The following is a 26,001-nucleotide window of genomic DNA, read 5'->3' as shown; positions in this document are numbered from 1 at the left end:
CCGACGATTCTGCGTCCGTAGACGCGTGGGGGCGGCCACCGAAAGCGAGGGTCGACCCCGAAGTGCTCACGGTGCAGGTACGGCGCGAAGCCGCCTAAGGTCACGCGGGCGATGCCCGACCACTGGTTGGACAGGTTCACGGTCGACGAGATCCGCGAGCTCGCCGGCGCGATGTGGCCCGATCCCGGGGGTAGCACGGGGGGGGGTGGCACGAGGTGCGCAAACGGGGCATTTCCGGTCACGCCCGTGGAGGCCCTCTGACCGCACGAAACGCCTGCAAACAAACGCAAACCCCGCATCGCCGCCGGGTTTGCGAAACTTCCAGTGTGTGCCGGCTCATGCGCCCGGCAGGAATCGAACCTGCGACCTCGCGCTCCGGAGGCGCGCGCTCTATCCCCTGAGCTACGGGCGCCGGGGAGAGCGCAGTGTACCGCCGCCTTCCATACCTTTCTGGTTCGTCGTAGGCTCGACGCGTGCTGCTCGGCGACGTCAGCTCGACGTACTCGGACATCGTCGAGACTGTCTTCTCGTCGACGATCGCCGCGAAGGCCTGGTTCGCGACGGGTGCCGCCGCTCTCGCGATCGTGCAAGTGCTGACCGCGTCGCGGATGTGGGGGAAGCTCCGCCGCGTCGTCCCGCTTCCGTTCGCCACGGCGAAGCGGATCCACCGCTGGTCCGGACGGATCGCGGTTCTCCTCACGCTGCCCGTCTTTTTCCACTGCGTGACCATGCTCGGCTGGAAGACACCGGATGCGCGGGTGACCGCGCACGTCGTCGCGGGCTCGTTCGTCTACGGCGTCCTGGCGGCGAAGCTGCTCGTGATCCGCTGGAAGGCGTATCCGCACTGGGTGCTGCCCGTGCTCGGCGGCTCGCTCGCCGCGGTGCTCGCAACGCTCTGGCTCACCTCGGCGCTCTGGTACTTCACGAACGTGCGGTTCGGCTTCTGATGACGAAGAGACAGGTCGCGCCGCCGCTGCTGCTCGTCACCGTCACGCTGACGACATTCGGACTCGCCAAGTGGCATCCGTTCAGCCCAGCGGCGGCACCAGCCGCTTCCGTGGCCGGCGACCCCCTCAGGGGACGGCAGGTCTTCGTCGTGAACTGCTCCGGCTGCCACGGCATGGACGCGAGGGGCGGAATCGGGCCCTCGCTGCGCGGCGTCGGGCTGGAGCCGGCGGAGGTCGAGCAGATCGTCGCGTCGGGTCGCGGTGTCATGCCGGCCGGTGTGGTCGAGGGGCAGGAGGCCGCCGACGTGGCGGCGTACGTCGCAGGCATCTCCCAGTAGGCTCGCGCCGATGGAGGTGCGCGCCGAGATCGTCCGCCTGTACCTGGCGCAGACGTTCGTGATCAGCCGGGAGTCGCAGGACTGGGCTGACGTCGTCCACGTCACGGTGACGCACGACGGCGTCGAGGGACGCGGCGAGGCTGCGCCGATCGAGCGCTACGGTGAGACCGCGGAGTCGGCGCTCGCGTTCGTCGAGCGTCACGGCGAGCTGCTCGGGGACGACCCGTTCGCCCTCGAGGAGATCGGCGCGAGGCTCGGCGGGATCGACGGCGAGCAGGCTGCGAAGTCCGCGCTCGATGCGGCCCTCCACGACCTCCAGGGGAAGCTGCTCGGCCTGTCGGTCAACCGGCTGCTCGGCCACCCGAGAACCGGGCCGCCGACGTCCTGGACCGTGTGGCTCGGTGACCCGGACGACATGGCGCGCCGCGCCGAGGTCGCCGCGCCGCGGTTCCAAAGGTTGAAACTCAAGCTCGGCGGGGGTGACGGCCTCGACGTCGAGCGGGTCCGTGCCGTGCGGGGCGTCACCCGGTTGCCGCTCCAGGCGGACGTGAACGAATGGTGGACGGTCGACGAGGCGCTCGACGCCTGCGGGGAACTCGCGTCGTTGGGTGTCGAGTACGTCGAGCAGCCGCTGCGGGAGGGAGACGGCGGCGGCGCAGAGCTCCGGCGGCGGTCGCCGATCCCGATCTACGTCGACGAGGACTGTCACACGCTCACCGACGTCGCGGCCTGTCGCGAGGTCGCGCACGGCATCAACATCAAGCTTGCGAAATCGGGTGGGATTCGAGAGGCGATCAGGATGGCGCACGCCGCACGCGCTCTCGGGCTCGGCGTGATGCTCGGGTGCATGATCGAGTCCGGGCTGGGGATCGCAGCCGGCTGCGCCGTCGCGCCCCTGTGCGACCACGTCGACCTCGACGGCAATCTCTTGCTCGCCCACGACCCGGCACCCGGGCCGGCGTTCGTCGACGGCGTGCAGGTCCCGTCCGGGGAGGCGGGCCTTGGCTGCGGGTGAGCGCACGCTGATCCTCGCCGAGGGCTTCTCTGCCGACACGCACTACGGGAAGACGATGCACGGCGTGCTGCGCTATCGGCGCGCCGACGTCGTGGCGATCCTCGACTCGGCGCGGACCGGGGAGAGCGAAGCGGGTGTCCCGATCGTCGCCGACGTCGATACGGCGCTCGCGTACGACCCCCGGGTCGCGCTCGTCGGGGTGGCGACGCAGGGCGGCCGCTTCCCGCCCGCGTGGCGCGATCTGCTGCGCCGCTGTATCGAGCGGGGGCTCTCGATCGAGAACGGCCTCCACGAGATGCTGGCCGACGATCCGGAGCTCCGGCCGCTCGCGGATGACGCAGGCGTAGAGCTGCGCGACCTGCGCCGGCCGCCACCCGGCCTCGACTGCGCGACGGGCGCCAACCTCGACGTCGATGCACGGATCGTGCTCACGGTCGGCTCCGACTGTGCGATCGGGAAGATGACCGTCTCGCTCGAGCTCGATCGCGCCGCGCGCGAACGGGGAATCGCCTCTGTCTTCGTCCCGACGGGCCAGACCGGGATCGCGATCGCCGGGTGGGGGATCGCCGTGGACGCAGTCGTCTCGGACTTTCTCTCCGGCGCGGCGGAGCAGCTCGTGGTCGAGGGTCGAAGGCGCGGCGGCGAGCTCCTTCTCGTCGAGGGACAGGGGTCGCTCATCCACCCCGCCTACTCGGGAGTCACGCTCGGGCTGTACCACGGCTCCGTCCCGCACGTGCTCGTCCTCTGCCACCGCGCAGGCGCCACCGAGATCGAGGGCTCGCCGGGGCATCCCATCCCGTCGCTTCGAGAGCTCGTGCGGCTCCACGAGCGCATGGCGCTCCCGCGCCGCCCCGCACGCGTCGCGGGAATCGCCGTGAACACCGCCGGGCTCGACGAGCAAGGGGCCGCGGAGGCGGTTGCGGCGGCTGCGGAGGACGCGGGGCTCCCCGCGTGCGATCCCGTCCGGGACGGCGCCGACGCGCTCCTCGACGCCGTGCTCGACGCGTCCGCGTGATGCTGTAGGATCGCGAGCCGCTCCGGCGTGGAGCGGGCGGCGTCGTCATGGGGGTCTGCGGCAGTGGGGAAGAGGGGGCAGCGGGGCGTCCGGTCGCTCGCGGCCGCGGTCGTCGCGGCCTTGGCCTGGGCAGGGGTCGCGTCGGGGGCCGACGTCGGGGCGAACGACGACACCGGGAAGTTCGCACCCGATGCGGGAGCGGCGTTCTATGCCGACATGGCGGCGCTCGGGCTCCGCCAGACGGTCGTCACGGTGCGCTGGCAGCCGAGCGATCCGTTGGCGCTCGGGGAGCGGACGCTCCTCGACCTGACCGTCGCGGCAGCCCGGACGGCCGGCCTCTCGGTCGTCTTTGCGACCTATCCGTATCCTCCGCGCGAGATCGAGGCAGGTCTCGCCCGCCCGGAAGCCTTCGGCGCCTGGCTCGCGGAGCTCGCGCATCGCTACCCGGAGGTGCGCCAGTTCGTCGTCGGGAACGAGCCGAACCAGCCGGCCTTCTGGCGCCCGCAGTACGCGCGCGCGAGACAGCTCTCGGCCCGCTCGTTCGGGCCCTTCCTCGCGGCGGGATACGACGCGCTCAAGGGCGTCGACCCGACGATCAACGTGGTCGGCGTCGGGCTCTCGCCGCGCGGCAACGACCGCCCGACGGCGAAGAGCAACGTCTCGACCTCGCCCGTCAGGTTCCTCGCTGCGCTCGGTTCGTGGTATCGCGCGAGCGGTCGGGAGCGGCCGCTGATGGACGGCCTCAGCTTCCACCCGTATCCGAACGCGGCGACGGATCCGTTGAGCCGTGGCTACGCCTGGCCGAACGCCGGGTTCGTCAACCTCGACCGTCTCAAGCAGGCGCTCTGGGACGCCTTCGCGGGGACAGCGCAGCCGACGACCGTGGACGGCCTCCGGCTGTACCTCGACGAGGTCGGTTGGCAGGTGGACACGTCGGGCGTGGACGCATACGTCGGGACGGAGAACGTGCCGGTGACGACCGAGGCCGCGCAGGCGGCGATCTACGGTGAGCTCGTCCGCCGTGCGGGTTGCGACCCGGACATCGCCCAGGTGAACGTCTTCGGCTTCCGCGACGACGCGCTCCGGACCGGATTCCAGGCCGGCCTCTACCGGGCGGACGGCTCCATCCGTCCGGCCGCGGGCGAGGTTGCGGCCGCGATTGCCGACGGCAGGTGCCTCGGCGCCCCGGCGGCGTGGCGACCCGTGCGCGCGGTGCAGGGCGCCGCCCGACCGGTGACGCGCGTGAGCGGGGACGTCGTGGCGATCGACCTCACCGCCGCGGAAGCGGCGTCTGCTCGGGTCTGCCTGCTGCCCGGGGCGCAGACGCTTTCGAGCGCACGACGCGTGATGGCGGCGCGCGCGATCGGGGTGGCGTGCGCGACGGCGAGCGTGGCGCAGAACCGCCGCACGACCGTCGCGCTTCCCCGTCGCGGCGGGGCGGTGACGCTCGCCGTGCGTCTCGTGGCCGAGACGAACTCGGCCCGCACGACGACGGTCGTCCGGCAGCTTCGGTAGCTGGCTCTTTCGGCCGGTTGCTCTGGCTCTTGACAGCGAACACACGTTCTGTCATCATCGAACACATGTTCGCCACCGGCCTGATCGGACGCATCGCGCTCGTCGCGCTCGCCGTCCTCGTGCTCTGGGCGCTGTTCGCCGGCGAATCCGGCGCGAGCGGGCCCGAGCAGCGCTACCGCGTCCAGCCCGGCGACACGCTCTGGTCGATCGCGGTCGACCGCTTCGCGGGCGATCCGCGGGAAGGCGTGTGGGAGCTCCGCGAGCGCAACCGGCTCGCGTCGACCACGATCGTGCCCGGCCAGGTGCTCGTCGTCCCGTCCTGAGGGGAGGTGATGACCTAGCGAGTCACCGGCGTCCGGGTCTGGCCGCCGAAGCGGGTTACGATCGGCGCCCGTGGACCTCGATCTCGTCTTCCTCGGGACCTCGGCGTCCGCGCCGACCGCCGCGCGCGGGACGGCCGCGACGCTCCTTCGCCGCGGCGGAGACCGGGTGCTCGTCGACTGCGGCGAGGGGACGCAGCGACAGCTGCTCCGCTCGGACATCGGGCTCGTCGACCTCGAAGACGTCTTCCTCACGCACCTTCACGCGGACCACGTGCTCGGGCTGCCCGGGATGCTGAAGACCTTCGCGCTGCGGGGCCGTGAGGCGCCCGTCGCAGTGCACGGCCCGCGGGGCACGCGCGGACTGCTCCGCGCGCTGGGCGTCGTCGTCGGCAACGTGCCGTACGAGCTCGAGGTCGTCGAGCTCCGGCCGGGGGACGTCGTCGAGCGCGGCGGTTACCGCATCGAGGCCTTTGCGGTGATCCACGGAGGCGGGGCGATCGGGTACGCGCTCCGCGAAGACGGGCGACCCGGTCGCTTCGACGTCGAAGCGGCCGACGCGCTCGGCGTCCCCGACGGGCCGGCTCGGGGCGCACTCCAGCGCGGCGAGGCCGTCACACTCGAGGGCGGCCGGGTCGTCCGGCCGGACGAGGTGGTGGGGCTCGCCCGCCTCGGGAGGTCGGTTGTGCTGACCGGCGACACGGCACCCGCGAAGTCGGTCGTCGAAGCGGCCGACGGAGCGGACGTGCTCGTCCACGAGGCGACGTTTCTCGCGGACGAGCGGGCGCGGGCCCGCGAGACCGAGCACTCGACCGCCGCCGAGGCGGCGCTCGTCGCCCGCGAGGCGGGTGTCGGCTTGCTCGCGCTGACGCACCTCTCGGCTCGCTACTCGGTGTCCGAGGTCGCGGAGGAGGCCCGGGCACTGTTCCCGCAGACGGTCGTCCCGCGTGACTTCGACCTGCTCGAGGTTCCGCTGCCGGAGCGCGGGGCACCGAAGCTCGTGGCGCGCGGCGGCAGACGCGGCCCGCGAGAGGATGTAGGGTCCGCCGCATGAGCGAGCTCGTCCAGGTTGCGGTCGCAGGGAGCGTCGACGAGGCGGAGGAGTTGCAGGCCCTCCTGACCCGTGCGGGCATCGAGGCCGCTCTCGAGGGCGGGGTCGAGGAGGATCCGGAGGCGCATGGCGACGTCCCGGTGCGTGTCCTCGTCTCGGCGGACGCACTCGACGCCGCGCGCGACGCGATCGAGGCGCTGACCGAGCCGGACGACCAGCTGCCCGGCTGAGCGGGCGTCAGGACGGCGAGAACGCGATCGTCGTCGACCCGGCGTAACCGGGGTTGTCGAGCGCGAAGACGCAGGGTCGCGACCCGTCCGCGTACGGCGGGGTCGCGACGCGATGGGTCACGGCCGCGCCGGCCGGCGTCTCGAGCTGCGCCACCGCGATCCCGTCGATCCCGACCGCGACGGGGTCGCCGGTCTTGCCGAGGATCGTCAGGTCGAGCGTCCCCGGCCGGCAGCCGTACACGGTGACGAGCGCCCTCCCCGTGAAGTCGCCGTTCGGGAGGAACCCCTCGCGCCGCAGGACGACCCGCACCGGGCCGTTCGTCCGCCACGCGACGAAGCCCTGCGCCTCGCTGTCGCCCACCTGACGCTCGGCAATGCGGTCGCCCGCGAGCGTGAAGGTCGACGGCGCCACGACGACGTCACGGTCGAGCGGGGAGCCGTCGGCGGTCCGCAACACGCCGTCCGGACCGATGTCGACCGACGTCGTCAGCGGGGGAAACGGCGTCGTCTCCGGCGCGACGCGAATCGCCTCGTCGATCGCGCGGTTCCAGAAGATCGTGCGGGCGGTCGTGGTCCACAGCTGATCGCCCGTCAGGAGGAGCGTCGCGTCGCGCACGCCCGCGTCGTCGAGCCAGGAGGGCGGCTCCGACCCCAGCGCGACCCGTTGCTCGTGCGCCGAGGCGTCGGCGATGCGACGGCCCGAGTCGACGGAGAGGAGCGCCAGGCCGACGCCGACGGCGACCAGCGCCACCGACGCGAGGCGCTGCGGAAGCAGGGCGACGAGCGCCACGGCGGCGAGCGCCACGACGACGAGCGCTGCGCGGCCCCACCCGTTTCCGAGCGCGTCGAGCACGGCCGGCGTGGGGGTGTTCGGTAGCGTCGTCGGAGACGCCAGCTGGTCGATCGGGACGAGCGCTGCTCCCGCCACGATCGCGGCTCCCACGGCGGCGACGACCCAGACCGCGCGCGGAGCGCCGCGCGACACCCACACCGCGGTGCCGACGACGAGCGGCGGCCACGCGGTCATCAGGTACCGCTCGGCGACCGTGCCCACGAACACGGCAGAGAAGAGCCCTACCTGCACGACGAGCAGGCCGACATAGGCGAGGGTCGTCGAGACGAAGGCTCGTGTTGCCGGATCCCGGTCGCGGCCGGACAGCACGCGCCACGCCACCACGGCGGTCGCGATCGCGGTCGCCCCGAGCCCGAGGACCGCGATTGCGAAGGCATGCCACAGCACCTCCTGGAGCCGGCCGCCCGCGACGACGCCCGCCTCTCCCACCGGCGTGTAGGCGCCCAGCAGCCGTCGCGACGAGAGCTCGCCGCCGGTGGCCACGATCGCGATGCCGACGACGATGGCAGCGAAGGCCGCGAAAGCGCCGAACCAGAGGAGCGGCCGCAGCCGCGCCCGGTCGCGTGCCGCGAGCGAGTCGATCACCGCCGCGAGGAGGAACGCGGGGAGGAGGACGAGCGCCTGGAGACGGACGGCGGCCGCGGCGGTGGCCCAGGCGACGAAGACGCCGTAGCGCCACATCGACGGCTCCGCGATCGCGCGCGCGAGCATGTAGAGCGCCGCCGTCACGACGGTCAGCGTCAGCGGCTCCGTCATGAGGAAGCCCGCGTAGTGCAGCGCCGGCGTGGTGAGGACCAGCGCGGCGGCGGCGATCGCCCACCCGGTCGTGGCGACACGCCGCGTCCAGGCGAACGTCGGGACGGCGACGAGCGACATCGCGAGCGACTGCAGCAGGCGAGCCCACTGGATGCCCGTGTCCAGGTCGAACGCGGCGAGCGGGGCACCGACGAGCGCGGGCGTGAGGAGGCTGTAGTACGGCGACGGGAGCGAGCGGAGCGTCAGGGTGCCGTGGGTCCAGAGACCCTCCCCGATCATCCCGTAGACCATCTCGTCGGGCGCGATCCACGGCGTGGTGAACGCCTGCGCGGCCGCGAAGCGAGTCACGGTCGACGCGACGACCAGTCCGGCCACCGCGAGCGCCGCGTGCGGAACGCGGCGGGCCTGGGGGGCTCCCGCCGTCGCCGTCTCCGAGCCGGTCACGGAGGGATCCTTGCGGTCCGGGAGCTGCGCCGTGCGAGGTCGTCGTGCTGGAGGGAGTCCGGCAGACGGGCCCGCTAGACTCGCGCCGTCCCTTTAAGCCGGTCCGGTGAGGCCGGGAAGGAGCTCGACATGCACACCGATTCACCCGCGCGCGACGCCGCGCGCGAGATTCTCGACGCTGACGGCCTGGCGCGGACGCTGGCGCGGCTCGCGCACGAGCTCATCGAGCGCGCCGACGACCTGTCCGAGCTCGCGCTCGTCGGGATCCACACGCGCGGCGTCCCGCTCGCGCGGCGGCTCCAGTACCTCGTCGCCGAGCGGAGCGGCGTCGAGCCCGCGCTCGGAGCCGTCGACATCTCGTTCCACCGCGACGACGTCATGGTCCGTGGGCGCGCAGAGCCGCGTCACACGCATCCGGTCGTCCGCGGGACAGAGCTCGACTTCGCGCTCGAGGGCCGGACGTGCGTGCTCGTCGACGATGTGCTCTTCACCGGGCGGACGATCCGGGCGGCGATCGACGCGCTGCTCGACTTCGGGCGACCGGATCGTGTCCAGCTCGCGGTCCTCGTCGACCGAGGGCACCGTGAGCTGCCGATCCGGCCCGACTACGTCGGCAAGAACCTGCCCACGGCGCTCGGCGAGCGCGTGCGCGTCGAGCTCGTGGAGGTGGACGGGCGCGACCGCGTCCTGCTCGAGCCTGCTGGAGAGGAGGAGGGAGCATGACCGAGCGGAACAGGAGGCATCTCCTCGGCGTCGGCGACCTGACGCGGGACGACGCCGAACGGATCCTCGACACGGCCCGTGGCCTCGAGCGGTCGCTCGACCGCGAGCTCAAGAAGCTGCCGACCCTCCGCGGCAGGCTCGTCGTCAACCTTTTCTACGAGTCGTCGACGCGGACGCTGTCGAGCTTCGAGCTCGCGGCGAAGCGGCTCTCGGCCGACACGATGGTGCTCCGCGCCTCGGGCTCGTCCGTCGACAAGGGCGAGTCGCTGCGCGACACCGCGCTCACGCTCGCCGCGTACGACCCGGACGTGATCGTGATCCGCCATCCGCACATCGGCGCGCCCCATCTCGTCGCGGGCGCGACGGCGGCGCACGTCGTGAACGCCGGCGACGGCAAGCACCAGCATCCGACGCAGGCGCTGCTCGACCTCTACACGATCCGCGAGGCCCTCGGGCGCCTCGACGGCGTCAGCGTCGCGATCGTCGGGGACGTCCTCCATTCGCGGGTCGCCCGCTCCCTCGTCGAGGCGCTCGTGCTGGTCGGCGCGGACGCCGTCCTCGTTGCCCCGCCGACGCTGCTGCCGCGGGGCATCGAGGCCCTCGGCTGCTCGGTCAGCCACTCGATCGAGACGATCGCCGACGCGGACGTCGTCTACGTCCTCCGCATGCAGGCCGAGCGCATGGAGGCGGCGTACGTGCCGTCGCTCCGCGAGTACACGGCGCTCTACGGCGTCACGCCCGGGCGCGTGCGGCCCGGGCAGGTCGTCATGCATCCCGGCCCGATGAACCGGGGAGTCGAGATCGACCCGCGCGTGGCCGACTCGGACGCCTCGCTGGTCACGACCCAGGTGCGCTCGGGCCTCGTCGTGCGGATGGCGGTGCTCTACGACCTGTTGACGGCGCCCGGGCTCCCGAGCGCGGTCGCCGCATCCGTGCTGGAGGTCGCGTGATGCTCACCTGCCGCAACGGGCGGCTCGACTCGCTGACGATCCGCGCCCGCGCGATCGACCCTGTTGCGGGGCTCGAGGGGCCGGCGAAAGTGACCGTGGAGGACGGCATCGTGACAGCGGTCGAGAGCGTCTCCGCGGCCCCGGAGGGCCTCGTCCTCGCACCGGCGTTCGTCGACCCGCACGTTCATCTCCGCACGCCCGGCCGTGAGGACGAGGAGACGATCGCCTCGGGCACGGAGGCGGCGGCCGCGGGCGGGTACTGCGCGATCGTCGCGATGCCGAACACCGAGCCGGTCGTCGACACGGCGGCGGTGCTCCAGTCCCTCGTCGAGCGGGCGCACGAGGAGGCAGTGATCCCGACGGGCTTCACCGCCGCGATCTCGAAGGGTCAGCGCGGGGAGGAGCTGACGGAGATGGCGGAGCTCGCAGCGGCGGGCGCGATCGCGTTCACCGATGACGGAAGACCTGTCGTGTCGGCGGGCCTGATGCGCCGCGCGCTCGCATACAGCGCGGTCGCCGACCGGCCGCTCGCCTTGCACTGCGAGGAGCCGAGCCTCTCGAGCGGCGGCCAGATGCACGAGGGACGCATCTCGGCCGAGCTCGGGCTGACCGGCTGGCCGTCGGTCGCCGAGAGCCTGATGGTCGCGCGAGACCTCGCGCTCGCCGCGTACGAAGGCCGGCCGGTGCACCTGCAGCACCTCTCCGCGACCGAGTCGGTGGATGCCGTCCGGCGCGCACGAGCGGCCGGTGTCCGCGTGAGCGCCGAGGCGAGCCCCCACCACCTCTGCACGACCGACGAGGTGGTCCGTACGCTCGACGCGAACGTGAAGATGAACCCGCCGCTCCGCACCGAGGACGACCGCAGGGCGCTCGTCGAGGGCCTGCTCGACGGGACGATCGACTGCGTCGCGACCGACCACGCCCCTCATGCCCGACACGAGAAGGATGCACCCTTCGAGGAGGCGCCGTTCGGGGTGATCGGCCTCGAGACCGCCTTCGCCGCGCTCAACACCTTCCTCGTCCGGACGGGCGAGGTGCCCCTCGCGACGATCCTGGAGAGGATGTCGGCCGGGCCGGCGCGCGCGCTCGGCCTGCCCGTTCCCCGGATCGCCGTCGGCGAGCGCGCGAACCTCGTCCTGCTCGACCTCGACAGCGAGTGGACGGTTCGCGAGGACGGCTTCCGCTCGCGCTCTGCGAACTCGTGGCTCCTCGGTCGGACCTTGACGGGCGCCGTCGTCAAGACGGTGGCCGACGGCCGGGTGGTCTTCGCCGCGTGAGCACGCGCGCCGCCGGCTACCTCCTCCTCGAGGACGGCACGCTCTTCCCGGGGCGCTCCGTCGCGGCGGAGGGCGCGGCGTTCGGCGAGGTGGTCTTCACGACCGGCATGACCGGCTACCAGGAGACGGTGACCGACCCGAGCTACGCCGGCCAGCTCGTGTGCTTCACCGCGCCGATGGTCGGGAACTACGGTGTCGCCGACTGTCGGCTCGAGTCCGAGACGCCCCATGCGCGCGCCGTGCTGATGCGCCGCCTCGGCGGCGAGGACTGGGCGCTCTGGCTCGCGGAGCGCGGGATCGTCGCGCTCGACGAGATCGACACCCGCGGCCTGACCCTGCGCCTCCGCGAGGAGGGCGCGATGCGCGGGATGGCGGTCGCCGACGAGCGCACGCTCGTGCCCGCCGAAGCCCTCGAGCAGGTGCGAGCGCAGCCGAGGATGGAAGGATCGGCGCTCGTCGCCAACGTCTCGACACCCGCGCCGTACGTCGCCTCGGACGAGGGACAGGTGCGTGTCGCCGTGGTCGACTACGGCCTCAAGCGGTCGATCCTCCGGCGCCTCGCAGCCGCGGGCGCGGCCGTGACCGTGTACCCGCACGTCTGCGACCCGGACGACCTCGCCTCACACGACGGTGTCCTGCTCTCGAACGGCCCCGGCGACCCCGCGCCGCTCGTCGAGGAGACGCGCGTCGTCCGGGAGACGCTCGGACGCGTGCCGATGCTCGGCATCTGCCTCGGCCACCAGCTGATGGGGCTCGCGACCGATCACGAGACGACGAAGCTGCCGTTCGGCCACCGCGGCGCCAATCACCCGGTGCTCGACAAGCGCAGCGGCCGCGTGCTCGTCACGAGCCAGAACCACGGGTTTGCGGTCGTCCCGACGGAGGGCACCGAGGAGACCCACGTCTCGCTCTACGACGGCACGGTCGAGGGGTTCTCGTTTCCCGAGCTCCGTGCGCAGTCGGTGCAGTTCCACCCCGAGGCCGGGCCAGGCCCCCACGACGCCTGGCCGATCCTCGAACGCTGGGTGAAGGAGCTCGCAAGTGCCGGCTAGGCGCGACCTCCACTCGATCTGCGTGATCGGGTCGGGGCCGATCGTGATCGGTCAGGCATGCGAGTTCGACTACGCGGGGTGCCAGGCGCTGAAGGTGCTCCGGGAGGACGGCTACCGGACGATCGTCGTGAACTCGAACCCTGCGACGATCATGACCGACCCGGGGTTCGCCGACCGCACCTACATCGAGCCGCTCGACCTCGAGGGCGTCGCCGACGTGCTCCGCCGCGAGCGTCCGGACGCACTCCTCCCGACGCTCGGCGGGCAGACGGCGCTCAACCTCGCGATCGAGCTCGAGGCCGCCGGCGTCCTCGAGGAGCTGGGCGTCGAGCTGCTCGGCGCGCGCGTCGACGTGATCCGCCGCGCGGAGGACCGCCAGCTGTTCCGCGAAGCGGTGCAGGGCTGCGGCCTCGCCGTCCCCGAGTCGCGGATCGTCGAGTCGCTCGGCGACCTCGACGGCGCGCCGGTGCCCGCGGTCGTGCGACCGGCGTTCACCCTCGGCGGCCACGGGGGCGGCTTCGCCGACGACGAGGCCGCGCTGCGGCGTCAGGTCGAGCGCGGGCTCAGCGAGTCGCCGATCGGCCAGGTCCTGGTCGAGCAGTCGATCCGCGGCTGGGACGAGTTCGAGCTCGAGGTGATCCGCGACCGGGCGGACAACGTCGTGATCGTCTGCTCGATCGAGAACCTCGACCCGATGGGCGTGCACACAGGCGACTCCGTGACGGTGGCGCCGCAGATGACGCTCTCGGACGAGGCCTACCAGGAGCTCCGCGACGCGGCGGCCGCCGTGATCCGGGCGGTCGGCGTGGAGACGGGAGGCTCGAACATCCAGTTCGCGCGACACCGCGACACGGGCGAGCTGCGCGTGATCGAGATGAACCCGCGCGTCTCCCGGTCGTCGGCGCTCGCGTCGAAGGCGACGGGGTACCCGATCGCGAAGGTCGCCGCGAAGCTCGCGGTCGGCTACACGCTCGACGAGATCCCGAACGACCTCACGAAGACGACGCCCGCGAGCTTCGAGCCGACCCTCGACTACGTCGTCGTCAAGTTCCCGCGCTTCGCGTTCGAGAAGTTCCCGGGGGCCGACGTGACGCTCGGGACGCAGATGAAGTCGGTGGGCGAGGCGATGGGGATCGGCCGCACGTTCACCGAGGCCTTCCTCAAGGCGTTCGGCTCGCGGGAGCTCGAGCCCGGCTCGCGGACACCGTGGGCGACGATCGACGACCTGCCGGAGGGCCTCCACCCGTGGTTCGTGGGGCAGCTCGAGGCGGCGAAGCGGGAGCTGCGCACCGGCGACATCCGCCGCGCGAAGCGGGCGGGATGGGGGGACGACTCGATCGGCGCCGCCTGGGGGACCTCGGGCGAGGACGTGCGGCGGACCCGCTACGCGCGGGGAATCAAGCCGGCCTACCGCCGGGTCGACTCGTGCGGCGGCGAGGTCGAGGCGGCCTCGAACTACCTCTACTCGACCTGGGGCGAGGAGGACGAGGGCCCGCCCGCCGCGACAAAGCCGCGCGTCGTGATCCTCGGCTCGGGCCCCAACCGGATCGGGCAGGGAATCGAGTTCGACTACTGCTGCGTCCACGCAGTGCAGACGTTCCGCTCGCTCGGCTACGAGGCGGTGATGGTCAATTGCAACCCGGAGACGGTCTCGACGGACTACGACACCTCCGACCGTCTCTACTTCGAGCCGCTCTCGCCCGAGGAGGTGCTCGCCGTCCTCGACCGCGAGCGTCCCGTCGGGGTCGTCACGCAGTTCGGCGGCCAGACGCCGCTCCGGCTGGCGCGCCACATCGAGGCCGCCGGGTACCGGATCCTCGGCACCCCGCACGACGCCATCGACCTCGCCGAGGACCGCGAGCGCTTCGGCGCACTGGCGCGCGACCTCGGCGTCCGCTGCCCGCCGTGGTCGACCGTCGAGGGCGCCGACGAGGCGCTCGCCGCCGCAGGAGAGATCGGCTATCCCGTCCTCGTCCGCCCTTCCTACGTGCTCGGCGGCCGCGCGATGCGGATCTGCGACGGCGAGGACGATCTCCGTGCCGCCATGACCGCGGTGAGCGGGCCGGTGCTGATCGACCGGTTCGTCGAGAACGCGATCGAGATCGACGTCGACGCGCTCTGCGACGGGACGGACGTCCACATCGGCGCCGTGATGCAGCACGTCGAGGAGGCAGGCGTCCACTCGGGCGACTCCTCATGCGTCCTCCCCGCGCAGTCGCTGACGCTCGCCAACGCGCTCGAGGTCGAGCACGTCGTCAGGCGGCTGGGTCCCGCGCTCGGCGTGGTCGGGCTGCTCAACGTCCAGCTCGCGATCGCGGACTCGACCGTGTACGTCCTCGAGGCGAATCCACGCGCGTCGCGAACCGTCCCCTTCGCGAGCAAGGCGACCGGCGTCAACCTCGTCGAGGCCGCCTGCCGGCTGGCACACGGCGACAAGCTCGCCGACCTCGGGCTGGAGCCGCCGAGGCCGGCCGAGGTGAGCGTGAAGGCGGCCGTGCTGCCGTTCGCCCGCTTCTCCGGCGCCGACCCGGTGCTCGGGCCCGAGATGCGCTCGACGGGCGAGGTGATGGCGACCGCATCCGACCTGCCGACCGCATTTGCAAAGGCCGAGCGGGCCGCCGGCCGGCCGCTGCCGACGTCCGGGACAGCGTTCCTCTCCGTGCGCGACGCCGACAAGGCGAGCATCGCGCCCATCGCGGCCGCGCTCGCCGGCCTCGGCTTCGAGCTCGTCGCGACGGAGGGAACCGCGCGCACGCTCCGCGCCGCAGGTCTCGAGGTCGAGGAGGTGGGGAAGGTGGCCGAGGCGGGGCCCGGCGACCCGACGGTGGTCGACCTGATCCGCGAGCACCGCTGCAACGTCGTCGTGAACACGCCTCAGGGGTCCGGGGCCCGCGCCGACGGCTACCTGATCCGCGAGGCGGCGCTCGTGGCGCGCGTCCCGTGCATCACCACCGTCGCAGGCGCCGCCGCCGCCGTCCACGCGATCGCGAATGCCCGTGCCGAGGCGACGATGTCCCTGCAGGAGCGCCTGGTTTCCGTCTCTGCCGGAAACCATCAGTAGAGCGTGCGTAGCGAACGGCTCACGGTACGTGGCAGCGAGGCGGTCGGCCCATACAGCCTCGTTCGCCTGGGGCGTGGCCAGCTCGAGGCCGGCACGCCCGGGCAGTTCTTCATGCTCGAGGCTCCCGGCCGCGTGCTGCCGCGTCCGTTCTCGCTCTGCATCGCGCCGAAGGGCGAGCTCGGATTCCTCGTCGACCCGATCGGGCCGGGGACGATCGCGATCGCGCGGCTCGAGCGCGGCGACACGATCCGTGTCACCGGCCCGCTCGGGAACGGCTTCGACCTCACCGTCCCCCGACCGCTGCTCGTCGGCGGGGGCATCGGGATCGCGCCGTTTCCCTACCTCTCGGAGCGCCTCGGCGGGCCGCCGGCGCTGCTTGGCTTCCGGACGGCGCACCACGCGGAGGCCGCAGCACTCGTCCCGAACGCAGAGGTGGTGCTCGACCCGACTTTCGTCACGGACGCGCTGCCGGACGATCCGGGCGACGTGCTCGCGTGCGGCCCCGAGCCGATGCTGGACGCGCTGGAGCGACTGGCGCCTGCGTCGCAACTCGCCCGCGAGGCGCCGATGGCGTGCGGCTACGGCGCCTGCTACGGGTGCGTCGTCGAGCTCGACGGCGCCTACCGCAGGCTGTGCATCGAGGGACCGGTACTGAGGGCTGTCGCATGACCGTCCCGATCCTCAACGCCTCGGGCTGCCTCGACGCGCTCGTCGCTCCCGACGTCGCGCGGTCGCTCGACGTGTTCGTCACGAAGACGATCACCCCCGAGCCCCGGCGCGGGAACCCACCCGTACGCATCGCCGAGACCGACCACGGGATGCTCAACTCCATCGGCCTCCAGGGGCCTGGAATCGACACGTTCGTCGCCGAGCACCTGCCGCGGCTCGCGGAGCTCGGCACCACGCTGTGGGTCTCGGTCGGAGGCTTCTCCGCGGAGGACTTCCGCCGTTGCTGCGACGAGCTGGAGGGCGACGAGCGGGTCGCCGCGATCGAGCTCAACCTCTCGTGTCCCAACGTCGAGGAAGCGCCCGAGACGGCTGCCGAGCTCGTCGCAGCGGCGCGCGCCACGACCTCCAAGACCCTCTACGCGAAGCTCTCGCCCGCGCAGTGGGACGTCGCAGCCGCCGCGCGCGCCGTCGTGGACGCCGGGGCGGACGGCCTGTCGCTCGTCAACACGATCCGGGGGCTCGCGCTCGACCCGGCCACGATGACGCCGCGGCTCGGCCTCCAGCTCGGCGGGTACTCCGGTCCGGCGCTCAAGCCCGTCGCTCTTGCCTGCGTCCACGCCTGCGCGGCGGCCGTCGACGTCCCGATCGTGGGGATGGGCGGTGTCAGGTCGGGGCTCGACGCCCTCGAGCTCGTCGCCGCAGGCGCGAGCGCCGTCGCGCTCGGAACCGTCCTCTTCGCGGACCCGTTCGCGCCCGCCCGTGTCCGCGCAGAGCTCGGGGCCGAAGTGGCCGCCCGCCGCCACGCGATTCCGTCGACGGCGCTGAAGACGCCGTTGTCAAGGTAGAAAAGAGCCTGCAAAGAGCCGAAAACGGTACTGCTTGCTTCGACTCCGGACAGTGCTAGACTCGGCGCCTCACATGGTCACGTCGAAGACGCACGCCCAGGCCCCGGCCCGGTCGCTCGATCAGCGGATGGAAGCCCTCCAGCGTGCGAACGACATCCGCGTGCGGCGCGCCCAGCTCAAGAAGGACCTGAAGGACGGCAGCGTCCAGATCGAGTCGATCCTGCTGGATCCGCCCGACTACGTGTCGACCGCGAAGGTCTTCGACATGCTGATGGCGGTCCCGAAGTTCGGTCGCGTGAAGGCGGCGCGGCTCCTGAACCAGTGTCGCATCAGTCAGTCGAAGACGGTCGGCGGCCTCTCCGAGCGGCAGCGGGCCGAGCTCGTCAATCTGTTCAACCAGAGGTGAGCCCCGGCCACGGCGGCCGGGCCCCGGCGGTGCGGCCGGTCTTCGTCGTCACAGGGCCGTCCGGCGCGGGCAAGGGCACGCTGATTCGGCTGCTGGTCGAGCGGCTGCCCGAGCTCGAGGTCGCGATCTCCGCGACGACGCGGCCCATCCGCGCAGGCGAGGAGAACGGCCGCGAGTACTGGTTCCTCGGCGAGGACGACTTCGCGACGCGTGTCGGGCACGGGGAGTTCCTCGAATGGGTGGAGTACGTGTCGCGCAAGCGCTACGGAACGCTGCGCTCGGAGATCGAGCGGATCGCCGACAACGGCCATGTCTGTGTCCTGGAGCTCGAGCTCGACGGGGCGCTGCACGTCCAGGAGGAGGTGCCGGGCGCCTGCACGATCTTCATCTCCGCCGATGTCGAGGAGCTCGAGCGGCGCCTGCGCGAACGCGCGACGGAGTCGACGGGCGAGATCGAGGACCGCATCACGCTCGCCCGCTACCAGCTCGAGCAGGCCCATCGGTTCCGCTACATGGTCCGCAACGACGACGTCACGCGCGCGGCCGAAGTGCTGTCCGCGATCGTGGAACGAGAGCTCGCTCTCTCGTCGGTCGCGGGCGGTTCCCGGGCGGAGCAGGCGTAACCCGTGAACACGCGGCCGCCGGTCGCAGGTAGCATGGCGCACCGATGATCGAGCCACGCATCGACGAGCTCCTGCCCCACACGGCCACCGAGACGGATCCGCCGTCGCGGTACGCGCTCGTGATCATGGCCGCGAAGCGGGCCCGTCAGATCAACAACTACCACCACCAGCTCGGCGAGGGCCTCGGGCTGGAGGACGCGCCCCCGCCGCTCGTCGAGTCTCGCTCCAAGAACTACCTGACGATGTCCATGGAGGAGATCGCCCGGGGCAAGCTGAAGTTCGCGTACGACGCGTCCGCGTCGTAGGCAGCGGCTTCGCGGTTGCGGCCGCGCGAGCGGACCCCCTCAGGGATCTGCCCCGCTGAAGGCGGGGATCCGAGCGGCGGGAATCCGCTTGGCGGATTTCTGCCTGCGAACGCGAGAGAGTATGCGTGTCGCGACCAGGGGGTTGCGGCCGCGCGAGCGGACGCCTTCAGGGATCTGCCCCGCTGAAGGCGGGGATCCGAGCGGCGGAAGTCCGCGGACTTCCGCCTGCGAACGAACAACAGCCACAATGTGCCCGTGGCGCGGATCGTCGTCGGGGTGACGGGTGGCATCGCTGCCTACAAGGCGTGCGAGCTCGTGCGGCTTCTCGTTCGCGCGGGGCACGACGTCACGCCCGTGCTCACTCGGGGTGCCGAGCGATTCGTCGCGGCGGAGACCTTCTGGGCGCTGGCGCGGCGGTCGCCCCCGGCCGACCCGTACCCGCACCTGCAGGCTGCAGACGCGCTCGTCGTCGCGCCGCTCACCGCGAACACGCTCGCTCGGCTCGCGCACGGTTTAGCGGACGACCTCCTGACGGAGACGGCGCTCGCGCACCGCGGCCCGCTCGTCGTCGCGCCGGCGATGAACACCGCGATGTGGGAGCACCCGGCAACGCGGGCGAACGTCGCGTTGCTCGTCGAGCGCGGCGCGGTCGTCGTCGGGCCGGATGAAGGCGAGCTCGCGGAGGGCCTCGTCGGCATGGGTCGCATGGCGGAGCCGGAAGAGATCGTCCGTCGGGTGGACGAGGTGCTCGGGCGCGTCGGTGGCGTCGGCTCTCTCGCGGGCCGCCACGTGCTCGTGACGGCCGGTGGCACGCGGGAGCCGCTCGACGGCGTCCGGTTTCTCGGAAACCGCTCGTCCGGGAGGATGGGCGTCGCGCTGGCGGACGCGGCACGCGAGCGGGGCGCGCGAGTCACCCTGCTCGGCGCAAATCTCCAGGTTCCGGTGCCGAGGGGCGTCGAGCTCGTGCCGACGCCGACTGCCTCGGACCTGCGCCGCGAGGCCCTCGCACGCGCCGATGCGGACGTGATCCTGATGGCCGCCGCGGTGGCCGACTACCGGCCCGCTGAGGCGTACGCCGGCAAGCGCCCGAAGGGCTCGGAACCGTGGACGGTCGACCTCGTGCCCACGGCCTACGTCGCGCGCGCGCTCGGCGCCTCGAGGCGCGATGGTCAGGTTCTCGTTGCGTTCGGGGCCGAAAGCGGGGAGGAGGGCCTCGCCCGAAAACGGGGCATGCTCACGGACAAGAACGTCGATCTCGTCGTCTACAACGACGTGGGCCGCGCCGATATCGGCTTCGACAGCGACGAGAACGAGGTCGTGCTCGTGACGCGAGACGTCGAGCGGGCGGTCGCAAAGGCGCCGAAGGACGCAATCGCGCGTGCGATCCTCGACGAGGTCGAGCGGCTGCTCGACGGTGACCGATGAGCGAGAACGCGGAGCTTCGGCCCGATGCGGCGGGCGACGCCGCGGCCGCCCTCGCCGAGCGCGTGGTCGCGAACCTCGGGTCGGCCGTCCACGCATCGCAGGAGACGCTCCGGCTGCCGTTCCTCTGCCTGCTCGCCGAGGGCCACGTCCTCGTCGAGGACGTCCCGGGCGTCGGGAAGACAGTGCTCGCCAAAGCGCTCGCCCGCTCGCTCGAGCTCGGCTTCCATCGCGTGCAGTTCACGCCCGACCTGCTGCCGGCGGACGTTACGGGGGTCAACGTCTTCGACCGCCGAAGCGGCGTCTTCCGCTTCCGTCCCGGCCCGCTGTTCGCAAACGTCGTCCTCGTCGACGAGATCAACCGCGCGTCGCCGAAGACGCAGTCGGCGCTCCTCGAGGCGATGCAGGAGACGCAGGTGACCGTGGACGGTGCCACGCACGCCCTCGAGCGGCCGTTCCTCGTGATCGCGACGCAGAACCCGATCGAATACGAGGGCACGTACCCGCTGCCCGAGGCTCAGCTCGACCGCTTCGCGGTGCGGATGACGATCGGCTACCCACCCCATGCGGACGAGGCGCGCATGCTCGCCGAGCAGACCACCGAGCCGCCGCTCGACAACCTCGAGCCGGTCGCGACCCGTGCCGAGCTCGCGGCCGGGATCGAGGCCGCCCGCGGCGTGCACGTGGACGAGTCGCTCAACCGCTACGTCGTCGCGCTGCTCCGTCACACGCGCGCGAACGACCGCATCGCGCTGGGCGGCAGCCCGCGGTCAGGGATCGCGCTGCTCAGCCTCGCCAAGGCGCGTGCCCTCGTCGAGGGCCGCGACTACGTCGTCCCCGAGGACGTTCGCGCGCTGGCCGTCTCGGTTCTCGCCCATCGGCTGATCCTCGCTCCCGAGGCACGCGCGACGGGTGTGACGGTCGAGCAGGTCGTGCTCGACGCGGTCGCGGCCACGCCCGCTCCGGTATGAGCCGCTCGGGCGGCGCGGGAATCCTCGCGCTCTGCGTGCTTGCGGCCGCCTGGTTGCTCGGCTCGACCGCGCTCGTGATCCTGGGCTTCGGGCTGGGGCTCGCGACACTTGCTGCGAGCTTCTGGGCACGACTGGTCACGAACGGGCTGACCGTCGAGCGCCGGCCGGTGGAAGGCCCTCCCGTCGAGGGCGATCCCCTGCTGCTCGAGGCCCAGCTCGACGGGCGCCGCCGGCTGGCGTCTCGCGTCGAGTGGCGGGACCGTCTCGGGACGCTCGGCGAGGCCGACGCACTGGTCGGACCGGACGGCCGCGCGCGGATCCGACTCGAGAGCGTGCCACGCGGGCGCCACCGGCTCGGCCCCGGCCGGCTCCGCGTCACCGACCCGCTCGGACTGACGCGCGTCGAGATCCTTGTCGACCGCGAGTCGACCGTCACGGTGCGGCCGCGCGTCCCGCAGCTGGACACCCTGTTCACCGAGACGGGCGCGTGGGGCGAGGGAGGCCGGCGGGCGCTCGTGAGGCGGCCGAGCGGGCTCGAGCCGCACGGCGTCCGCGAGTACCAGGAAGGGGAGCCGCTCCGAGCCGTGCACTGGCCCACGTCGGCCAGGCGCGGCGAGCTGATGGTGCGGGAACTCGAGGACGCGCCGCGCGACAGCATCGCAGTCGTCCTCGACGTGGAGGCCGGCGCGGTGGCGGGCGTCCGGGGCGACTCGAGCCTCGACGACAGCATCCGGGCCGCTGCCGGAATCGTGCGCACGCATGCCCTTCGCTCTCGCCGCGCGCTGCTCGTGATCGGCGCGCCGCAGCCGGGAGTGCACAGCGTCCGGAGCGCCGGCCGCGACTGGGACGAGGCGGTCGACGCCCTCGCGGCGGTCGAGCCCGCCGCGGCCACGCCCCTCCGCGATCTCGTGGCCGCGCGCGGCCCGCTCGGCTCCGTCCCCGAGCTCGTCGTCATCACGGCGCGTCCCGAGGTGGTCGCCGACGCACTCGTCGCGCGCACAGCCGTCGGCCGCTCGAGTGCGCTCGTCGCCGTCGATGCGCCGACCTATGCGGGGCGTCCGCCGGCCGGCCCGTCGGCCGTGATGCTGCGACTCGACGCGGCCGGGGTGGCACTCGCCGTGCTGCGCCATGGGACCCCGCTGGAGGAGGCCCTCGGCGGCCTGAGGGCGAGGGCCGTTGGCTGACCTCATCTCATTGCGGACGTCCGTCGCGGCTGCGCCCGCCGTCGCGGTGGTCATGGCCTCGTGGGCGATGCTCGAGGAGCCTGTCTCGACCACGCGGTTCGTCGCCGCAGCGGCGCTCGCCGTCCTCCTCGCCGCATTGCGCGACGTGCGGTGGCGCCTCGCTGGGTGCGTGGTCGCGGCCGCAGCGGGGCTCGCGGTCGCGTTCGCGACGTGGCCGCATCGCGCCCTCGTGAGCGCCTGGGATGCGCTCCGCGACGCCCCGGTGGTGCAGGCGCCGTTCGACCCGGCAGCGTTCGCCTCGCTCCACGGCCTCGTCGTCGTCGCCGCGCTCGGGCTTGCGCTCGTCGCGTCGCTCGGCGTGGCGGCGCGCCGCCCGGCAGTGGTCGCGGGCGCGCTCGCTGCGGGCGTCGGCTTCCCCGAGCTCCTCCTCGAGGGCCGGCATGCCGTGCTCCTCGGCGGGCTCGCGCTCGGCAGCCTGCTATGGGCGACGGTCGTCCAGAACGTGGACGGGGCGCGGCGCACGCTCGTCGGCGCCGGGCTCGCCGCGGCGCTCGTCGCGGCTTCGGGCGGAGCGGCCGTCGCGGGGCTCGGGCCCGGCGCCTCCCACGTCGACTGGCGAGGCTGGGATCCCTTCGCGCCCGGCGGGGGGACGACCGACGTCCGCTTCCTGTGGGACGCGAGCTACTCCGGGATCGACTTCCCCGTGCGGCCGACGGTGGTGCTCCGTGTGCGTGCTCCGGCGCGGGCGGAGTACTGGCGCATGTCGACGCTCGAGACCTTCTCGGACGATCGCTGGATCGAGAACCTCTTCCCGACCGACATCGGCGATGCACGCCGCCGCTTGCCCGCCGATCCCCTCGTCGGACGACGCGATGCCCGCCCCGGCGCCTGGCTCGAGCAGAAGGTCACGATCGAAGGGCTCGAGGACACCCGCGTTCCCGCCGCCGCCGAGCCTGCGCGCATCGACGGCCCGGAGCTCGGCGACGTCTCGTTCCTCGAAGGCGGCGTGATCCTCGCCCACCGACCGCTTCGCCGCGGGACCCGGTACACGGTCTGGAGCTACGCGCCGCGACCGACGCCGCGCGCGCTGGCAGCTTCGCCGCCCCGCTATCCGGCCGCGGCCGGGCGCTATCTGGAGATGGGAAGGGCACGCTTTCCGGGCTACGGCTCGAGGGGCCGGGTCGCAAGGGTCGACCGCGTGTTCCGGGACGAGCTGTACCAGCCGCTCTGGGCCTATCGGCCGCTCTGGCAGGACGCGGCCCGGCTGACCGCGAAGGCGCGCTCGCCCTACGAGGCGACGCTCGTCCTGGAGCGCTGGTTCCGCAGCGGCGGCGGGTTCCGCTACGAAGAGCACCCGCCGGTGAGCAGCACGAACCCGCCGCTGGTCGATTTCGTCGAGGTCACGCGGGCCGGCTACTGCCAGCACTACGCGGGCGCGATGGCGGTGATGCTCCGCATGCTCGGCATCCCGTCGCGCGTCGCCGTCGGCTTCACGGCGGGGACGTGGAAGGCGGGCGTCTGGACGGTGACCGACCAGCAAGCCCACGCGTGGGTCGAAGCGTGGTTCGCGGGGTTTGGCTGGCTCGCGTTCGACCCGACGCCGGGCCGCGGGACGCTCTCCGCTGTCTACACGCTCGCGTCGGACTCCGCGGACGCCGTTCGTGCGCTCGGCACCGGACGCTTCCTCGACTTCGACGCGACACCGTCCGGAAGGTCGGCACCGCCGCCGGTCAACGTCGTCCCGCCCGACTCCGGGAAGAGCTTCCCCCTGTGGATCCTGCTCGTCGTGGGGCTGCCCACGTGCGCGGCGGCGGTCATCGTCGGGGCGAAGCGGGCGCGTCGGACGATGCGCCTCCGACCCGATGATCCAAGGCGGCTCGCGGCGGGGGTGCGCGCAGAGCTCGTCTCCGCGCTCCTCGACCGGGGCGCCACGATCCGGCGCGACGCCACGCCCGCCGAGCTGCGGCAATCCGCCGAACGCATCCTGGCGACGCCCGCCGGCGCGCTCGCAGAGGCCCTTGCGGAGGCCCGGTACGGCCCGCCGTCGCGCGCGCGAGCGGCGGCCGCGCGCGCCCGCGGGGAGCTCGCCCGGGTCCTCGCGGCCGCCGCCGAACGAGAGACGCCGGGCGACCACGTCCGCGCCATCTTCTCCCTCCGCTCCCTGCGACCCGGCTCGACGGCCCGCTCGGGATGAGCGCGGCGTACGACCTCTTCCAGCAGGGGCGGAACCACCTGCGGAGCGGCATGCCGGCGCAAGCCACCGTTGCGCTCGAGAAGGCGAAGCGTCTCGAGCCGGAGAAGGCCTCGATCCGCGAGGCGCTCGGGATCGCCTACTTCCGGATCAAGCGCTGGCCGGAGGCGGAGGCCGAGTTCCGCAAGGTGCTCGAGCTGGCGCCGGCCGACGACTACGCGCACTATGCCCTCGGCCGGACGCTCCGCAACCAGGGGCGTCACGACGAGGCCCGGACGCATCTGAAGCTCGCCCGCTCGCTGCGCCCGCGCCCTCCATCCGATCCGCTCGGCCTCGAAGACGAGGGGGAGTGAGCTACCCCTCCAGGTCCGCGACCAGGGACGCGTACCGCCGGAAGCGGCGGGAGGCGCCCGTCGCAAACGACCGTCGGTACGCGTCGACGGTGTCGTCGGGCAGCGTGGCGGCGTAGGCCTCGCGGAGGTCGAGCAGCCGGTCCGCGATCGCGTCGACCACCAGCTGGTAGTCGCCGTACCTCTCCTCGGCCTCCTCGCGGCTCGAGCCCACCCAGTCCGACTCGGCGTCGACGGCCTCCTGCAGCAGCTCCGCCTCGTCCTCGGCGAACAGCATGAGCTGACGAGCCACGAGGTCGTCGAACGGATCTCGGCGTCGCAGCCTCACACGAGCTCCCCGTACAGGTCGAGATGTGCGGCCGCGGCGGCGTCCCAGGTGAGCGTCTCACGCGCACGGCGCGCCCCTTCGCGTGCCGCGGCGAGCGCAGCGCGATCGTCGAGCAGCTCGCGAAGCGCGGCCGCGAGGCCGTCGACATCGCCGGCTGCCACGACGCGTCCCGCCTCGAACCCCCGCACGACCTCACCGAGGCCGCCGACGTCGTAGACGACCGCGGGGACACCGGCTCCGAGCGTCCGGAGGAGCGCGCCGGACTGATCGAGCTCGGCGCGGTACGGGAACACCGCCACCGTCGCCTCCGACAGCGCGCGCTCGAGCTCCGCGTCGGTCAGGTACCCGAGCCGCCACTCCGCACGCTCACCCGCCGCGCGGCGGAGGTCGTCGAGGGGAATTCGGGCGTCTCCCGCGACGAGCAGCCGCGCGCGCTCGACGGCCAGCGCGGCGCTCACGGCGTCCGCGAGCCCCTTGTACGGGCGGATCACTCCCGGGGCGAGAATCGTCCGGCCGTCGTCGGCGCGAGGAGGGTCGCTGCGGAAGACGGGATGCGGGACGACACGAAGCTTCGTCGGGTCGACACCGAACGCCGCGAGCGTGCTCCGTCCGCGCTCTGAATGGACGACCACGCGGTCGAAGCGCCCGAACAGGCGGCGCCAGAGACGCGCGCGCCGCGCCGTGCGGCGTGGCAGCAGGTCGTGGGCGGTGAAGACGAGCGGCTTGCGCGAGCGCAGAAGCAGCAGGTCGAGCTCGGGGGCGTCGAGCCACTGGAAGTGGACGACGTCTCCCGGCCGGCCGAGGACGCGTCGTAGCCCGAGTGGGTGCTCGAGCGCCCTCGCCGTGAGACGGAGCGCCCGGCGATCGATCGTCCCTGCGCGACGGTAGAACGACTCCTCGAGGTCGTAGCCGTCCGGTGCCGGACGGGTGCCGAAGCGGAAAGGCGACGTGACGAGCTCGACCTCGGCCCCCGCACGCGCCAGCGCCGCGGCGAGCTCGTGGTCGTACGGCGGCGTGAAAGCTGGGGGATCGGCGAGAACGACGTGCATCGGCGCGGCCGGAACGACGGTACCCGTAGCCTCGGCGGCGATGGAGCTCCTCGTCCGCACGTGGAATGTCTTCCACGGGAACGCACATCCCCCACGGAGGAGCGGTCACTT

At 72.8% G+C, this 26,001-nt stretch carries 26 protein-coding genes and 1 tRNA gene; 23 read left to right on the top strand and 4 right to left on the bottom strand.

Going from position 1 to position 26,001, the window contains the following annotated elements:
* Positions 1-339 precede the first annotated feature (339 nt).
* A tRNA-Arg gene (locus VNM44_RS01475) sits at positions 340-412 on the bottom strand.
* Positions 413-473: 61 nt separating this feature from the next.
* On the opposite strand from VNM44_RS01475, the gene VNM44_RS01470 reads away from it, so the two are divergent.
* The 8 genes from VNM44_RS01470 (at position 474) to VNM44_RS01435 (ending at position 6,431) form a co-directional block, all read left to right on the top strand.
* On the top strand, positions 474-947 hold the full coding sequence (locus VNM44_RS01470; protein ID WP_325621817.1) for a DUF6529 family protein: 474 nt from the start codon (positions 474-476) through the stop codon (positions 945-947).
* On the top strand, positions 947-1,285 hold the full coding sequence (locus VNM44_RS01465) for a cytochrome c (protein ID WP_325621814.1): 339 nt from the start codon (positions 947-949) through the stop codon (positions 1,283-1,285). The genes VNM44_RS01470 and VNM44_RS01465 overlap by 1 nt, the downstream gene beginning before the upstream one ends.
* Before the next feature lie 10 nt (positions 1,286-1,295).
* Positions 1,296-2,300 carry a dipeptide epimerase gene (locus VNM44_RS01460; RefSeq protein WP_325621813.1) on the top strand — a complete coding sequence of 335 codons (1,005 nt, stop codon included), beginning with the start codon at positions 1,296-1,298 and terminating at the stop codon, positions 2,298-2,300.
* Positions 2,287-3,315 (top strand): DUF1611 domain-containing protein, encoded by a 1,029-nt coding sequence (locus VNM44_RS01455; protein ID WP_325621811.1) that lies wholly within the window; start codon positions 2,287-2,289, stop codon positions 3,313-3,315. Before VNM44_RS01460 ends, VNM44_RS01455 begins: the two co-directional genes overlap by 14 nt.
* A 63-nt stretch (positions 3,316-3,378) precedes the next feature.
* A complete protein-coding gene (locus VNM44_RS01450; RefSeq protein WP_325621809.1) occupies positions 3,379-4,830 on the top strand; it encodes a hypothetical protein in 1,452 nt (483 codons plus the stop codon).
* 65 nt (positions 4,831-4,895) lie between these two features.
* Complete coding sequence (locus VNM44_RS01445) at positions 4,896-5,153, top strand: LysM peptidoglycan-binding domain-containing protein (RefSeq protein ID WP_325621807.1); 258 nt, start codon at positions 4,896-4,898, stop codon at positions 5,151-5,153.
* A gap of 70 nt (positions 5,154-5,223) precedes the next feature.
* On the top strand, positions 5,224-6,204 hold the full coding sequence (rnz, locus tag VNM44_RS01440) for a ribonuclease Z (RefSeq protein ID WP_325621805.1): 981 nt from the start codon (positions 5,224-5,226) through the stop codon (positions 6,202-6,204).
* Entirely contained in the window at positions 6,201-6,431 is a 231-nt protein-coding gene (locus tag VNM44_RS01435; RefSeq protein ID WP_325621803.1) for a hypothetical protein, read from the top strand. The genes rnz and VNM44_RS01435 overlap by 4 nt, the downstream gene beginning before the upstream one ends.
* A 7-nt stretch (positions 6,432-6,438) precedes the next feature.
* Here VNM44_RS01435 and VNM44_RS01430 read toward each other — a convergent pair whose 3' ends face one another.
* Positions 6,439-8,484, bottom strand: coding sequence for a hypothetical protein (locus VNM44_RS01430; RefSeq protein WP_325621801.1), 2,046 nt, complete (start codon positions 8,482-8,484; stop codon positions 6,439-6,441).
* Between the two features lie 129 nt (positions 8,485-8,613).
* Here VNM44_RS01430 and pyrR point away from each other — a divergent pair, with 129 nt between their 5' ends.
* The 15 genes from pyrR (at position 8,614) to VNM44_RS01355 (ending at position 24,516) form a co-directional block, all read left to right on the top strand.
* Positions 8,614-9,207, top strand: a complete 594-nt coding sequence (gene pyrR, locus VNM44_RS01425) for a bifunctional pyr operon transcriptional regulator/uracil phosphoribosyltransferase PyrR (protein WP_325621798.1) — start codon at positions 8,614-8,616, stop codon at positions 9,205-9,207.
* Positions 9,204-10,157: an aspartate carbamoyltransferase catalytic subunit gene (locus VNM44_RS01420; protein WP_325621796.1), complete on the top strand. Its 954-nt coding sequence runs from the start codon at positions 9,204-9,206 to the stop codon at positions 10,155-10,157. Before pyrR ends, VNM44_RS01420 begins: the two co-directional genes overlap by 4 nt.
* The gene (locus VNM44_RS01415; protein ID WP_325621794.1) at positions 10,157-11,434 is read left to right on the top strand and encodes a dihydroorotase; all 1,278 of its coding nucleotides are present in this window, start codon (positions 10,157-10,159) and stop codon (positions 11,432-11,434) included. Before VNM44_RS01420 ends, VNM44_RS01415 begins: the two co-directional genes overlap by 1 nt.
* A complete protein-coding gene (carA, locus tag VNM44_RS01410) occupies positions 11,431-12,486 on the top strand; it encodes a glutamine-hydrolyzing carbamoyl-phosphate synthase small subunit (RefSeq protein ID WP_325621792.1) in 1,056 nt (351 codons plus the stop codon). Before VNM44_RS01415 ends, carA begins: the two co-directional genes overlap by 4 nt.
* Positions 12,476-15,547, top strand: coding sequence for a carbamoyl-phosphate synthase large subunit (gene carB / locus VNM44_RS01405; protein ID WP_325621790.1), 3,072 nt, complete (start codon positions 12,476-12,478; stop codon positions 15,545-15,547). The genes carA and carB overlap by 11 nt, the downstream gene beginning before the upstream one ends.
* 3 nt (positions 15,548-15,550) lie before the next feature.
* Positions 15,551-16,216 carry a hypothetical protein gene (locus VNM44_RS01400; RefSeq protein ID WP_325621788.1) on the top strand — a complete coding sequence of 222 codons (666 nt, stop codon included), beginning with the start codon at positions 15,551-15,553 and terminating at the stop codon, positions 16,214-16,216.
* The gene (locus tag VNM44_RS01395; protein ID WP_325621786.1) at positions 16,213-17,061 is read left to right on the top strand and encodes a dihydroorotate dehydrogenase catalytic subunit; all 849 of its coding nucleotides are present in this window, start codon (positions 16,213-16,215) and stop codon (positions 17,059-17,061) included. The genes VNM44_RS01400 and VNM44_RS01395 overlap by 4 nt, the downstream gene beginning before the upstream one ends.
* 73 nt (positions 17,062-17,134) lie before the next feature.
* Positions 17,135-17,467 (top strand): integration host factor, actinobacterial type, encoded by a 333-nt coding sequence (mihF, locus tag VNM44_RS01390; protein ID WP_325621784.1) that lies wholly within the window; start codon positions 17,135-17,137, stop codon positions 17,465-17,467.
* Positions 17,464-18,090, top strand: a complete 627-nt coding sequence (gmk, locus tag VNM44_RS01385; RefSeq protein ID WP_325621782.1) for a guanylate kinase — start codon at positions 17,464-17,466, stop codon at positions 18,088-18,090. The genes mihF and gmk overlap by 4 nt, the downstream gene beginning before the upstream one ends.
* 44 nt (positions 18,091-18,134) lie before the next feature.
* Entirely contained in the window at positions 18,135-18,395 is a 261-nt protein-coding gene (rpoZ, locus tag VNM44_RS01380; RefSeq protein ID WP_325621780.1) for a DNA-directed RNA polymerase subunit omega, read from the top strand.
* A 255-nt stretch (positions 18,396-18,650) separates the two neighbouring features.
* Positions 18,651-19,820: a bifunctional phosphopantothenoylcysteine decarboxylase/phosphopantothenate--cysteine ligase CoaBC gene (gene coaBC, locus VNM44_RS01375; RefSeq protein WP_325621777.1), complete on the top strand. Its 1,170-nt coding sequence runs from the start codon at positions 18,651-18,653 to the stop codon at positions 19,818-19,820.
* Positions 19,817-20,788: a MoxR family ATPase gene (locus VNM44_RS01370; protein WP_325621775.1), complete on the top strand. Its 972-nt coding sequence runs from the start codon at positions 19,817-19,819 to the stop codon at positions 20,786-20,788. The genes coaBC and VNM44_RS01370 overlap by 4 nt, the downstream gene beginning before the upstream one ends.
* The gene (locus VNM44_RS01365; protein ID WP_325621773.1) at positions 20,785-21,972 is read left to right on the top strand and encodes a DUF58 domain-containing protein; all 1,188 of its coding nucleotides are present in this window, start codon (positions 20,785-20,787) and stop codon (positions 21,970-21,972) included. The genes VNM44_RS01370 and VNM44_RS01365 overlap by 4 nt, the downstream gene beginning before the upstream one ends.
* Positions 21,965-24,166, top strand: coding sequence for a transglutaminaseTgpA domain-containing protein (locus VNM44_RS01360; protein ID WP_325621770.1), 2,202 nt, complete (start codon positions 21,965-21,967; stop codon positions 24,164-24,166). The genes VNM44_RS01365 and VNM44_RS01360 overlap by 8 nt, the downstream gene beginning before the upstream one ends.
* Positions 24,163-24,516: a tetratricopeptide repeat protein gene (locus VNM44_RS01355; RefSeq protein WP_325621768.1), complete on the top strand. Its 354-nt coding sequence runs from the start codon at positions 24,163-24,165 to the stop codon at positions 24,514-24,516. The genes VNM44_RS01360 and VNM44_RS01355 overlap by 4 nt, the downstream gene beginning before the upstream one ends.
* Position 24,517: 1 nt before the next feature.
* Here VNM44_RS01355 and VNM44_RS01350 read toward each other — a convergent pair whose 3' ends face one another.
* Together VNM44_RS01350 and VNM44_RS01345 are read right to left on the bottom strand one after the other, a co-directional pair.
* Entirely contained in the window at positions 24,518-24,805 is a 288-nt protein-coding gene (locus tag VNM44_RS01350; RefSeq protein ID WP_325621766.1) for a hypothetical protein, read from the bottom strand.
* 32 nt (positions 24,806-24,837) lie between these two features.
* A complete protein-coding gene (locus tag VNM44_RS01345; protein ID WP_325621764.1) occupies positions 24,838-25,950 on the bottom strand; it encodes a glycosyltransferase family 4 protein in 1,113 nt (370 codons plus the stop codon).
* Between the last annotated feature and the right edge of the window lie 51 nt (positions 25,951-26,001).

The sequence above is a fragment of the Gaiella sp. genome, assembly GCF_035558935.1.
GTDB lineage: Bacteria > Actinomycetota > Thermoleophilia > Gaiellales > Gaiellaceae > Gaiella.
Note: the sequence above shows the minus strand (reverse complement) of the source record. Positions and strands in the feature narration are given on the sequence as shown.